The following is an 11,409-nucleotide window of genomic DNA, read 5'->3' on the forward strand; positions in this document are numbered from 1 at the left end:
CTGGCGGGTCAGTCTTGGTCGGGAGTCTCGGAGTGCGTTTCCTGGCGCTCGCGGGCGTTGAGAATGTCGAGGGCTCGGCTGGCGTGGCCGTAGCCGGAACGTCGAGCGAGCAGCTGTGTCGCTTGTCCGGCAGATGTTGCCGGCACCTGGTACAGGTAGCCCCTGCCCCGCACGGCGACGATCGGGCTTTCACCCAGATCCGTCGGTTTCAGCTTCTGGCGCAGCCGATGAGCCACAGCGTCCAGCGAGCTCATCGATGACGGCTTTCTATCCCACAGCGTGCGGGCGATTTTCTCCCTCGACTGGATCGCCCCGGCATTGCGCACCAGCACTTCGAGAAAACGGAATTCCTGCCGGGTCAGTGGCACCGCGATGCCACTGACCCGGAGTTCGCCTGCCTGGAAGTCCAGATGGACGAAGCTGTCGGTGTAGGTCTGCTCGGTCTGGCTGTCTGGACGGGATCGGAGCAGCACTCTGCCCACTCGGGTGGCAAGATCAGTCATGGCGAACGGTTTGACGATGTAGTCGTCGACGTGGCGTTCGAAGCCTTGGAGCCGGTCGCCGAGCGAGTCGCGCGCGGTCAGGATTACCACCGGGATCGCGTTGCCGTAGGCGCGGATGTGCCGAACCCAGTCAAGAGCGTCTCCGGAGGGGACCATGCGGTCGAGGAGAAGCAGGTCCGGCGGGTCGGTGCGCACGCGCTCGTCCACCGCAGGCAGATCCCCCTCCTCCGTCACCTCATATCCTCGCGCTCGCAGCCCGCGCGCGAGTGCCAGGCGCAGATCGGCGTCGTCCTCCAGCACCAGGATCCGACCGCGGGACTGCCTGTCGTGTGCGACGGGAGCACTCGAGCGCCCCGCGGGCGGCCTGTCGAACGGCTCGACGTCCACGGTCGTGGCGGTCGCGCCCTGCCTGGTCAGAAACGCCATGACCAGTTCGCGGCAGATGCCGCAGGTGCGTACCTCTTGGCCGTCCACGGTCAGCACGAACTCCGCCGGCCGTTGGCAGGCGTGTCCGGCCACGCTGTTCACGCAGCGGCGCGCACTGCGGGCCTCGGCCATCCTGTCATCGCGCTCGCGGGCTCGATGGCTCGCCGTGCGGCATGCGGCCGAGCAGTACCGCCGGGGGCGTCCCTTCCCGGAGTTCGGGGGAAGCGGATCTCCGCACGACGGGCAGATGCCGACAACGTCTTCCACCAGACCCCCCTCCCGGTTACGTAGGAATTCGATGTAACGAAACCATATTTTGTTACGGTTCAGGATTTGATCCTGCCGTCTCCCTTTGCATGCCGACCGCGATTGAGGTTTCCTGGATGCGGTGGTGGTCCGGCCGCCATACGACGACCGGACCTGGTGTTATGACCGCTTGTGCCGACCAGCGTTGACGATCATGTCACCAACCGCGATGAGCGCCCTTGCCACAACGGCAAGGGCCTCGTTGTCCTCCAGGGCAGCCGCGGCGAAGGCCAGCAGGCACAACACCGGGCGTAGCCCCTTCCAGACATCAGGTTCCCTCACGCGGGCCACCTCGCGACCGGCTCGGCCAACTCGGCTGGACGACTTAGTCTCCAGCTTCCTCGGCCGAATCGATCGGCCCCGGACCTGACGCATCAGCAACCTCCTCTCGACAGCGAACGCGACCGTCGCGAACTGTCGCGACAAGCACGCGAAGGCCGTTCGACAGCGAAGGCGGTCGCGGAGCAGACAATCCCGGCACCAGAAGAAATGGCTCCTCACAATCGCGCGGCCCCATGCCGATCGACAAGGGCGTGCAAGAAACCTCGCCTCCTGCGCGGAGGTTGCCGAACGAGAACTCACTCTGTGCCAGGTCCGCCCAGCTGCACACGTGCGACCACACCAGCGGCCTGCGGGACCACCATCGCGACATCCAAGTACAACGCTGAAGCTGGCAGACACGACGTGCTGCCAGCCATGCCAACTATCGACTGCAATTCATGCCACCTACCACCTGCACCTGGCCAAGAACTGCAACGTCAGACGAGACGGTGATGCCAACTAACGCCTGTCGTCACAGCTAGGCGCGGCGGTGATAGGGCAGGAACCGCCGGACCAGCCGCAACGGCGCGCGCTCGACGAGGTCGGGACCGCGCACGGCGTCGAAGGCGGCGCCGATCTGGTCGACGACGCCGGACAGCTGCTCGTTGTCGGGCATCGGCATCTCCGCCGGGTCCCGCTCCTCGCGGACGGCGGCCGCGAGTTCGGCGAGCGCGGCCGTCAGCAGAGCGATGTCGTCTTCGCCCGGGGCGGGGGCGCCACGGCCGAGGGTGACGCCGACCTCGGTGACGGCGTCCGCGACGCGTTCGAGTCCGGCGATCACCGGCCACCAGGCGACGGCCTGCCGTCCGGCGGCGGAGGGTTCGACGACGACCTGCTGGAACGCGGTCCGCAGGTCGGCCAGTGCGCGGTAGGCGCGGCGACGGGCGCGTGAGCGTTCCAACCGCGCTTCGCCCGACGGGGCGAGCACGAGACCTTTGTCGACGTATTCGACCAGGCTGTCGAGGCTGTCGGCGAGCCGTCCGCCGACCTGGGGCCGTCGGCTGCCCGGCCAGAGCAGGTAGCCGAAGAGCAGGACGATGGCGCAGCCGAGCACGGTGTCGACGAGCCGGGCGAGCACGACGTTCCAGCTGCCGGTGCTGGCGAGGTCCATCTGCAGGATGATCAGCGGCGTCACGAAGGCGCTGAGGATGCCGTAGTTGCGGACCTTGCCGACCGCGACGCCGCCCGCGAACACGGCGATCAGCAGGACCAGCAGCCAGCCCTCGCCGCCCGCGGCGAGTACGGCCGCGCCGATGCCCACGCCGATCACCGTGCCGATGCCGCGCAGGACGGCGCGACCGAAGACCGAGCCGAAGTCCGGTTTGAGGACGATGCCGACGGTGAGCGTGATCCAGTAGGAGCGTTCGAACGGGACGAACAGCGCGACGACTTCGGCGATCGCGACGCACAGGGTGAGGCGGAGCGCGGCGAACCAGGTGAGCGGGCCGGAGATGAGCGAACCCGCCCAGCTCCGGAGGCGTTTGTGCCACGGCTGGACCTCGCGCCGTTTCCGGTTGTCGCCCTTGGCTATACGGGCGAGTCCGGCGTAGAGCGCGGCGAGGACCGGGTCGGCGTCTTCGGGCGCTTCGGGGGGTTCCGGCGGTTCCTGGTTCGCGAGGACGGCGGCCGAGGTCGCGATGAAGTGGCCGATCACGTCGTCCGGGGCGTGGCGGCCGGCGTTGACCATCGCGACCGACGCCTCGACGGCGGGGGTGCTGGCCGAGAGCAGGTTGAGCAGCTGACGGTAGGTGGCGTCGCGGCCGGACAGCCAGGATCGCGCGGTGAGCAGCCGGTCGTACGCGGTGTTCATCGCGGTCGTGAGCTGGTGGCGCGCGACGCGGGAGGTGGCTTCGTCGGTCGCGGACAGCATCGCGGCGAGCTCGACGTAGACATGGGCGACGGCGCCGCGTTCGGGGCTGGTGGCGCGGAAGGTCCAGGTGGCGAGCGCGATGAGCAGGCTCCATGCGGCGCCGATGCAGAAGTAGCCGAGGAGGATTTCGACACGCAGGCCGGTGACGTGCTGGCCGGTGCCGAGCACGCAGAAGACGAACATCTGCAGCCCGGCGACCGACGCGTTGCTGCCTGCCGCGCTGATCAGCGCGGACACCGCCGCGACCCCGACGACGACCGGGATGGAGGCGGCGGGGATCCCTCCGGTGATCAGCCCGGCGAAGTAGCCGAAGGCCGCGGCCGCGGTGGCGCCGCCGAGCCGCCGGGCGCGGTAGCGGTACGGGCCGGCGGATTCGGACAGGACGGTGGGCAGGGCGCCGGTGGAGACGAGCGCGCCGACGCCGATGTCGCCGAGCGCGTAGCCGACGGCCAGCGGCACGGCGAGCGCGAGGACGGCGCGGGCGACCATGTTCCACGGGATGGGAACCGGTGTGCTGCGGAGCAGCTGCACCAGCCAATGCGGTGCGGCGATCTCGCGGCGCGTCGTGCTCACGCCCCTATCTTGACTTATCCGTCGCGTCCGGAGCGGTTATCGTCGCCACATGGGCAAGACGTACTCCTTCGAGATCAACCGGACGAGCAGTGCCTCGCCCGCCTCCCTGTTCGCGTTGGAGGCCGACGGTTCCCGGTGGTCGGAATGGGCGAAGCCGATCGTGTTCCACTCGCGCTGGGCTCGGAAGCCGGGCGAGGACGAGGTGGGCGCCGTCCGGGCCGTCGGCCTGTGGCCGGTGTACATCCACGAAGAGACACTGGAGTACGAACAGGACCGAAAGCACGTCTACGGCTTCGCGGGCCTCGCGCCGCTGAAGGACTACCGCGCCGAAGTCTCTTTCACGCCGAACGCTTCCGGTGGCACGGATCTGCGCTGGACCGGCCGGTTCACCGAATCGGTGCCCGGCACCGGCACCGCCGCCTGCAAAGCCCTCCGGACCGTGGTCTCACTCCTGGCCACTCGCCTGGTGAAACACGCCGAACGCCCCTGACCCCACCCCCCACCCGTCCCAGGGGGGCGACCCCGAGTCCAGTCTATCGGTGATGGGCGGCGGGTACGGCTGATCGGCCGAGTTGTCCACAGGTGACGAGGGTTGTGGACAAGTCCTGTGGGTAGTTGAAGGACGCCGTGGCCTCGTAGGACGCGGCGAAGGACGCTTTCGCTGCATGAGACGCGGAGGAAGTCCCTTTCGCCACTCCGTAGACCGGAGCCTCGGCGCACCACGCGGCGAAGGCTCCCTTCGCCGCATCGCATGCGGCGAAGTCCCCTTCAGCCCGCGCCCAGGCACAGGAACGGGCGCCGCAGCGGGTCGGCCGCGGTCGCCTCGGCGAGCGCCAAGGCGGGCGCGGTCCCCGAAGCCAGCCGCCGGTGCAGCTCGGCCATCGCGTCGGCGGCGGCCTTGTCGCCGACCCGCGCGATCGCGCCGATGACCGTCCGCGAGCCGCTGGCGAGCAGCGTCCCGGCGAACCCGAGTGCCTCTTCGCCCGGTCGGATGTGACTCATCGCGAGTTCGCACGCGGCCAGCACCACCCGTTCCGGCGGCTTCGCGAGCCGGGCGGTTTCGTGCGCGTACAGTGGGCCGCCGACCAGTTCCAGCCGCGAGAACAGCGCGTTCGCCGGCTCGTGCGCGCCATGCGCGACCAGGTGCGCCATCCCGGAACCGTCCAAAGCGGACAGTACGGTCTCGCTGGTCGCGTCCTTCCCGTCGACGAGCCGGGCGTCCGGGTACACCGTCCGCAGGTTCCGCACCTCACCGACCGAACCCGGCACACCGGGCCCACCGGCGAGCAGGACCGGCCCGTCGCTCCGCCGTCCGGACGCGGTCACCCAGGCGGTCGCCGACGGCGCGATCGACACCGGATGCCCGTGCAGCGAAGGCAAAGCGCCCCACGGCAACGCGTACAGCGAACCGATCGGCACGATGATCAGCTCACGGTTCTCCAGCGTCTTCGCCAACGACGCGGAGATCAGTTTGTCCAGTTTGTCCGCCCGGCGCCGCGCGGAACCGGTGACGACCTCGACCAGCGGCGCGGGCAGGTTGTCCGGGGCCAGCGCGTCGAGGTCCGCGTGCAGCTGCCGCGCGGTCTCGACGATCTCCGCGAGCGGGCCCAGCTTCAAGAGCCGGAACCGGCCGCGGTCGACGACCACCGCGTACAGGGTGTCGCGATACCCCATCAGGCTGACCAGGACGCGATCCCCGAGCCGCTCGACCACCTCCTCAGGCGCCGAGACGGGCCGTGGACGACCCCACTGGCTGGTGTACCACCCGAGCCGGGTCGCCTCCCGCTGCAAACGGTCGTAGCGTTCCTCGAGCTTCCCGACCGGTTCGCCGGACAGCCGCCGCGCCTGGATCGTTCCCTGCACGTGCCGCATTTCGTTGATGTGCCGGGCGAGGTCGGGATCTTCGATGACCGGAAGCGGTTCGTAGCGGTACACCTGCGCGCGCGTGCGTTCCAGCCAGGCGAACAGGCTCTTCGCCCCGGCGCCGCTGCGCCTCGCCTTCTTGAGCACCAGCGTCAGCGCGAGCTTGCCCAGCTCTTCGCCGTGCGCCGCCGTCCCGCAGACGAGGTCGAGCCCGCCCATGCGATCGCGGATCTGGCCGAGTTCCGCCAGCCCGGCGCGGGCCTGCGCGAGCGCCGAACGCGGCCGGTGGGACGCCACCGCGAGCTCGGCCCGGCACAACCGCAGCAGCATCCGGTGATCGATCGGCGTGGTCTGCCGCGGCTTCGGCACCTGGGCCAGGAGCACCTGCGCGGCGGCCGTCTCGTCGCGCCGGATCAGCAGCCGCACCGCGAACATCCTGGCCGCGCCCGCTTCGTCGCGCAGACCGAGTCCGGCCAGGCGGATGGCGAGATCGGCCAGCCGCTCGGGCAGTTTCGAGGACGGCTTCTTCTCTCTGTCCGCCAGCACCTTCACCGCGTCCGCGCGGAGCTGGGTCAACGCGGCGATCTCCGCCCAGCGTCCCTTACCGCGCCGCAGGAAACTCCGCCGCGCCGACGCCGCAAGCTTCTTCGCCAGCGCGTAGTCGCGCTCCAGGATGGCGGCACCTGCCCTGGCGACCTCCGCTTCGGCGACGAGGTGCACCGCGCCGTTGCCTCGGAGTTCCGGGATCGCGTCGTCGAGGTGCCGGGCCGCTTCTTCCGCGAGCCCCGCGGTGAGCAGCGCCTTCGCCTGGTCGAGCCGGACGAGCGGCAGCGAGCCGGGGCCGTCGGTCACGAAGATCGCAGCGGCCTGTTCGTAGTGCCGCAGTGCTTCCGGGATGTCGCCGAGCAGCTGCGCGTGATCGCCGAGGTTGTGCCGGATCTTCCCTTCCAGCAACCGATGGCCGTGCTCGACAGCGAGATCCGACGCCTCGACGAGGTCCCGGTACGCCGCGTCCGGGTTGCTCATTTCCAGGTGCAGCCAAGCGCGGTTGACGAGCGACCTGGTCAGCACCGCGCTGTACTTGCCCGCCTCGGCGGCGAGGCCGGGAAGAAAGGCGTTGTTGAGCGCGAGCGACTCTTCCAGCCGCCCGGCGCGCATCAGCACGACAGCGCGCTGGAGCCCGACGACGAACCGCAGTTCGTGGCGGACGTCGCCGCCCGCCAGCAGCAGCCGGATGCGTTCCGCCTCGTCCAGCCGGGCGAGACCGTCCTCTTGGGACACGAATTCCGCTTCGGCCGCCGCCAGGCTGATCAGGATCCGGACCCGGATCTCCAAGCGGGCGACCAGTTCCGCGTCCACCTGGCCGAGTAGCACGAGCGCGCGCCGAAGCAGGCGTATCGGCCTGGTGAGCCCGTGATCCGAGGCTGCGGCCCTCGCTCGACGATGGAGGTCGGCCGCCTCTTCGGCTACGGGATCGACGACAGGAGGCGACGGCGCGGGCACACGCACTATGGGAGCACACCCACGCCGCATAACGGAACAGCCGTCCGGTTAGAGCACCACCGTCGGGGTCACGACCGTCCGGCGGCAGGTCACGTCACCGAGGTGGATCACGATCTGGGTGGTCCCCTGGGGAACGTTGTCCAGCACGAACCGCCCTCCCTCGTCGGCGGTGGTGGAAGTCGTGCCGTGCTCGGCGACGCGAACCTCCACCCCGTACTCGCCGGCGGGCACGAGCCAGCCGTCGATCCGGTGCTTCTTGCCGATCTTGGTGAGGTTGATCATCACGGTCAGGTCGCTGACGGTGAAGGTGATCGTGCCGGTGTCGCTGCCGCGGACGCCGGCCGTGGCGTCCATGCGTTCCCAGCGGGCGACCTCGACATCGAGGTTTTCGAGTGCGAGCGCGAACTGAACCCGCTGCACCAGATCTCCCGGTGGCGGGTCCAATTCGTCCATGAAGCGCCCGATATCGGCGAGCAAGGCCTCATCGCCCGGGGAGGTCATCTCCCCCGGCGTCCCGAGGTCGTTCATCGGCTTCCCCCTTCGTGGGCCAGTAGGTCGCGCATCGATTCGAGGCAACGGCCCCTGGTCGGGCCGACACTTCCGCGCGGCATGCGGAGTGCTTCGGCGACCAGTTGGTATTCGGCCCGCCCGGCGAGCACTGTCAGCCGAAGGAGCTGCTGACAACGATGCGGCAGGCGGAGAAAGGCGCGCCAGACCCGGCGGTCCCGGTCGGCGCGGACGGCTTCCTCTTCGGGAGCCGGATGGGTGCTCTCCATGCTTTCGGCCAGCTCGTCGGTCAGCGGGACGGGCTGGGCGCGGCGGCCGAAAGGATGTTGTGCTTCACGTCTGGTGGTGGTGATCAACCAGGCGGCGAGCGCCTTGGGGTCACGAAGTTTCTCGAGCTGGCTGAACAGGGCGAGCCACACCGTCTGGACTACGTCCTCGGCGGTCAGGCGATCGAGCCCGTTCGCACGCGCGACATGCCACACGAGCGGGGTCAGCTCGAGCACAAGTCTGTCCATCGCCTGGCGGTCACCGGCCCGCGCCGCGCGCATGCAGGCGGCATGCAGGTCGGCACCGGTCAGTCCTTCCCATGGCGGGTCTACCTCGGTCGTTTGCACGTCGGTCACCGTATCTGCCCCACTTCGGACGTGTCTTCGTGTCGGCGCTGGCAGTATCGCGGGCCCTTCGGGGAGAAGGAGCGTGCAAGAGGCTCTGGGATACATCAAGTCACTAACTTTTTGGTCGAGTTTCGGTCATCCCCCTCGGTCTGAGGCGAGGACAAAGGCACCGGCCGGCGCGAGTAGGTGTGGACTGCGCACCGGCCGGTCCTTTTTCCCTCCCCCCGGGCCCGCTCCCCAACGGGCCCGCGTCCAGGTGTCCCCCTCCCCCGAAGGAGCACCCGGAGGTGATGCCCGGAGGCCCCCTCGGCCTCCGGACATCACCTGTCTGTGTTCGTTCAGTTCACCGGCGGCTTGGTGCCGTGCGGGTCCCAGTTGCCGTCGGGGCTCGTCCCGGGACGGGGCGGGACCGGCGCCGTGATCGGGCCCGGCTTCGGGGTCTCTTCGAGGTCTTCGGTGGCCGTGGCCTCGTCGTCGACGGGCGCGGTGTTGGTCTCGGTCGTCATCGGGTTCCCTCATTTCCTCGACTGCTCCATAGGACGCAACGAGGCTGCCACCAGATACACGCAGAGCCAGCTTTTTCGCGAAAGTTTCTTAATCTGTGGCAGGCGGGTGACCTGATCAGTGCTTTTGCCGCCGTACGGTGTCGCTGAGTAGCTGACGGCTCACGTCCGCGAGTTGTTCGGCCCAGCGCCGGTAACCCTCGGGACCGGGGTGGAAACGGTCCTCGGCGAAGGTCGCGGGGTCCAGCATCGCGGCGGGCATCGGGACATGGACGACGCCGGGCAGCAACGCCAGCCGGGCGGCCGCGGCGTCGAGAGCGGACGACCGCGCGCCGAGGACGTCCCGCAGCGGACGCGGCAGCGCGGGGAACCGGCCCATCGGCGGCACCCCCGCCAGTACCACCGGGATCCGCCCGGCGCGGCGGCGCAGGGAGACGATCAGATCGAGCAGGTCGCGCCGGTAGCGCGTGGCCGAATGCAGTTCGATCGTGTCGTTGACGCCCAGCGCGATCACCACGAGGTCGGCGGGTCCGAGCAGCGGGAGCAGCTCCTCGCGCACCACCTGCGCGTTGGCCCCGGTCTTGCCGACGGCCTGCCAGGCGACAGCGCGGCCGTCCCGCGCGAGCTCCTCCGCGAGCCGTCCGGTCAGCGCCTCGGCGTGGGTCGCCGCGCCGACGCCGTCCACGGTGGACTCGCCGAGCACCGCGAGCCGCACCGGGCGGCCTTCGCCTTCCACGAGACCGCTGACCGGCCCCGCCGCGGCGGGCAGCCTGGGCGTCGTACGGCGCACCCGGACGGCTTGCGCGAGCAGGATCGGGGCGAGTACCACCGCACGGCTGATCACCGGAGCGACTCTACTTCCGCGTTTCGTCCTCTGAACGCGATCGTCGCGCACGCAACAACCGCATTCAGAGGACGAAACGCGAAGTCAGCCTTGGGCGATCGAGACCGTCTGGCGGACGAGCGAGTCGTCCGAGGCCGCGCGGAGCAGGTAGTCGGCGACGTCGGCGCGGTTGATGTTGTAGCTCCCGCGGACGTTGCCGTCGGTGCGGGCGGTGATGGCGCCGGTGTGCGGCCCGTTCAGCAGCCGCGGCGGGCGCACGATCGTCCAGTCGAGGTCACTCGCCCACGTGACCTCCTCCGCGGCGATCATGTCCGTGAACGCGTGCTTCAGGAGCCTGCCGAGGAGCGGCTTGACGAAGTTCCTGGTGAAGAAGGCGTCGCCGTCGACGAACGCTCCGCTCGCACTCACTAGCAGCAGCCTCCGGTTCCCCGCCGAGCGCATCGCGGCGATGGCGGCGTTCGCGCCGTCGGTGACGACGGTCGTCGGATTGCGGTCTCGCGTACCGAGGGCCGAGATCACCACGTCGCGCCCCGAAACGGCCTCGGTCAGCGCGCCGTGTTCGGACAGTTCGGCGACGACGACCTCCAGCAGTTCGCCCTCGACGGCCAGCCGGGACGGGTCGCGGACGACGGCCGTGACGTGGTGTCCCGCGGCCAGCGCCTGCTTGACGACTTCCGAACCGACCCCGCCCGTGGCACCGAAAACAGTGAGCTTCATGGTCACGCCTTTCTGGGTTAGTGTTCACTCACCCACTATGGTGAGTGAACACTAACCACTTGTCGAGCGAACGCTGAGAAGCCCTCAGGAGCGAACATGGGAAGCCGCGAGGAGATCGTCGCCGCGGCGGCGAAGGTGATGCGCGAGCGTGGCTACGCGCACGCCACGACGAAGGCCATCGCCCAGGCCGCGGGCTATTCCGAGGCGTTGCTGTACAAGCATTTCAAGGACAAGACCGAGATCTTCATGAGCGTGCTGACCGAGCGGCTGCCCGCGCTCGGCACGACCTTGGACGCGCTGACGAAGAATCCGGCGGACACCCCGCTCGAGACGAACCTCGCCCGGCTGGCGCGGATCACGCTGTCGTTCTACCTGGAAAGCTTCCCGATCGCGGTGTCGCTGTTCTCCTCGCGGGAGCTGCTCGCGGCCCATCGGGAGCGGGTCATGAACAGGCAGGGCGGGCCGGACGTCCCGCTCGTGCGCGTCACCGGATACCTGGGTGAAGAGCTCCGTCGCGGCAGGATCCGCGAGGACGCGGATCTGGAGGCGTCGGCGTCGCTGCTGCTCGGGGCGTGTTTCCAGTACGCGTTCCTGGCGTCGTTCGAGGACCGTGAGCCATCCCCCGGAGAGCTGGATGAGTGGGCGGAGCGGCTTGCGGCGGCGCTGGTGGGCGCGTTGGGGGGGGGGGGGGGGGGGGGGGGGGGGTGTGGGGGGCACCCCCCCCCCCCCCCCCCCCCCCCCCCCGCCCCCCCCCCCCCCACCCCCCCCCCCCCCCCCCCCCCCCCCCGCCCCCCCACCCCCCCCAGCCCACCCCCACCTCCCCCCGCGCCACCCGGCACGGCGCCTCCCGCCCCGCCAG

9 protein-coding genes and 1 pseudogene are annotated in these 11,409 nt (G+C 69.8%); 2 read left to right on the forward strand and 8 right to left on the reverse strand.

Features of this window, described 5'->3' with window-relative positions:
- Positions 1–8: 8 nt before the first annotated feature.
- Both ACZ6YV_RS12895 and ACZ6YV_RS12900 read right to left on the reverse strand, forming a co-directional pair.
- Positions 9–1,061, reverse strand: coding sequence for a response regulator transcription factor (locus ACZ6YV_RS12895; protein ID WP_465509730.1), 1,053 nt, complete (start codon positions 1,059–1,061; stop codon positions 9–11).
- A gap of 973 nt (positions 1,062–2,034) precedes the next feature.
- A complete protein-coding gene (locus ACZ6YV_RS12900; protein WP_465509731.1) occupies positions 2,035–3,999 on the reverse strand; it encodes an FUSC family protein in 1,965 nt (654 codons plus the stop codon).
- A 49-nt stretch (positions 4,000–4,048) separates the two neighbouring features.
- Here ACZ6YV_RS12900 and ACZ6YV_RS12905 point away from each other — a divergent pair, with 49 nt between their 5' ends.
- Positions 4,049–4,489: an SRPBCC family protein gene (locus ACZ6YV_RS12905; protein ID WP_465509732.1), complete on the forward strand. Its 441-nt coding sequence runs from the start codon at positions 4,049–4,051 to the stop codon at positions 4,487–4,489.
- Positions 4,490–4,767: 278 nt separating this feature from the next.
- On the opposite strand, the gene ACZ6YV_RS12910 is transcribed toward ACZ6YV_RS12905, so the two are convergent.
- The 6 genes from ACZ6YV_RS12910 to ACZ6YV_RS12935 all read right to left on the reverse strand — a co-directional run bounded on the left by ACZ6YV_RS12910 (position 4,768) and on the right by ACZ6YV_RS12935 (position 10,550).
- Positions 4,768–7,221, reverse strand: coding sequence for a CHAT domain-containing protein (locus ACZ6YV_RS12910; RefSeq protein ID WP_465509733.1), 2,454 nt, complete (start codon positions 7,219–7,221; stop codon positions 4,768–4,770).
- Positions 7,222–7,413: 192 nt separating this feature from the next.
- Positions 7,414–7,893 (reverse strand): hypothetical protein, encoded by a 480-nt coding sequence (locus tag ACZ6YV_RS12915; protein WP_005149787.1) that lies wholly within the window; start codon positions 7,891–7,893, stop codon positions 7,414–7,416.
- Complete coding sequence (locus ACZ6YV_RS12920) at positions 7,890–8,495, reverse strand: RNA polymerase sigma factor (protein WP_378238249.1); 606 nt, start codon at positions 8,493–8,495, stop codon at positions 7,890–7,892. Before ACZ6YV_RS12920 ends, ACZ6YV_RS12915 begins: the two co-directional genes overlap by 4 nt.
- A 329-nt stretch (positions 8,496–8,824) precedes the next feature.
- The gene (locus ACZ6YV_RS12925; RefSeq protein WP_199748656.1) at positions 8,825–8,992 is read right to left on the reverse strand and encodes a hypothetical protein; all 168 of its coding nucleotides are present in this window, start codon (positions 8,990–8,992) and stop codon (positions 8,825–8,827) included.
- A 115-nt stretch (positions 8,993–9,107) separates the two neighbouring features.
- Complete coding sequence (locus ACZ6YV_RS12930; protein ID WP_465509734.1) at positions 9,108–9,833, reverse strand: SGNH/GDSL hydrolase family protein; 726 nt, start codon at positions 9,831–9,833, stop codon at positions 9,108–9,110.
- 84 nt (positions 9,834–9,917) lie between these two features.
- Positions 9,918–10,550 carry an NAD(P)-dependent oxidoreductase gene (locus ACZ6YV_RS12935; protein ID WP_465509735.1) on the reverse strand — a complete coding sequence of 211 codons (633 nt, stop codon included), beginning with the start codon at positions 10,548–10,550 and terminating at the stop codon, positions 9,918–9,920.
- A 96-nt stretch (positions 10,551–10,646) separates the two neighbouring features.
- Here ACZ6YV_RS12935 and ACZ6YV_RS12940 point away from each other — a divergent pair.
- Positions 10,647–11,228 (forward strand): annotated as a pseudogene (locus ACZ6YV_RS12940) (TetR/AcrR family transcriptional regulator); the annotation flags it as partial.
- Positions 11,229–11,409 lie beyond the last annotated feature (181 nt).

Source organism: Amycolatopsis sp. NPDC102522 (assembly GCF_055584485.1).

Coding starts and splice junctions, on each gene's coding strand:
- ACZ6YV_RS12935 (WP_465509735.1), bottom strand. CDS start 10,550: ATGAAGCTCACTGTTTTCGGTGCCACGGGCGGGGTCGGTTCGGAAGTC.
- ACZ6YV_RS12895 (WP_465509730.1), bottom strand. CDS start 1,061: ATGGCCGAGGCCCGCAGTGCGCGCCGCTGCGTGAACAGCGTGGCCGGA.
- ACZ6YV_RS12915 (WP_005149787.1), bottom strand. CDS start 7,893: ATGAACGACCTCGGGACGCCGGGGGAGATGACCTCCCCGGGCGATGAG.
- ACZ6YV_RS12905 (WP_465509732.1), top strand. CDS start 4,049: ATGGGCAAGACGTACTCCTTCGAGATCAACCGGACGAGCAGTGCCTCG.
- ACZ6YV_RS12925 (WP_199748656.1), bottom strand. CDS start 8,992: ATGACGACCGAGACCAACACCGCGCCCGTCGACGACGAGGCCACGGCC.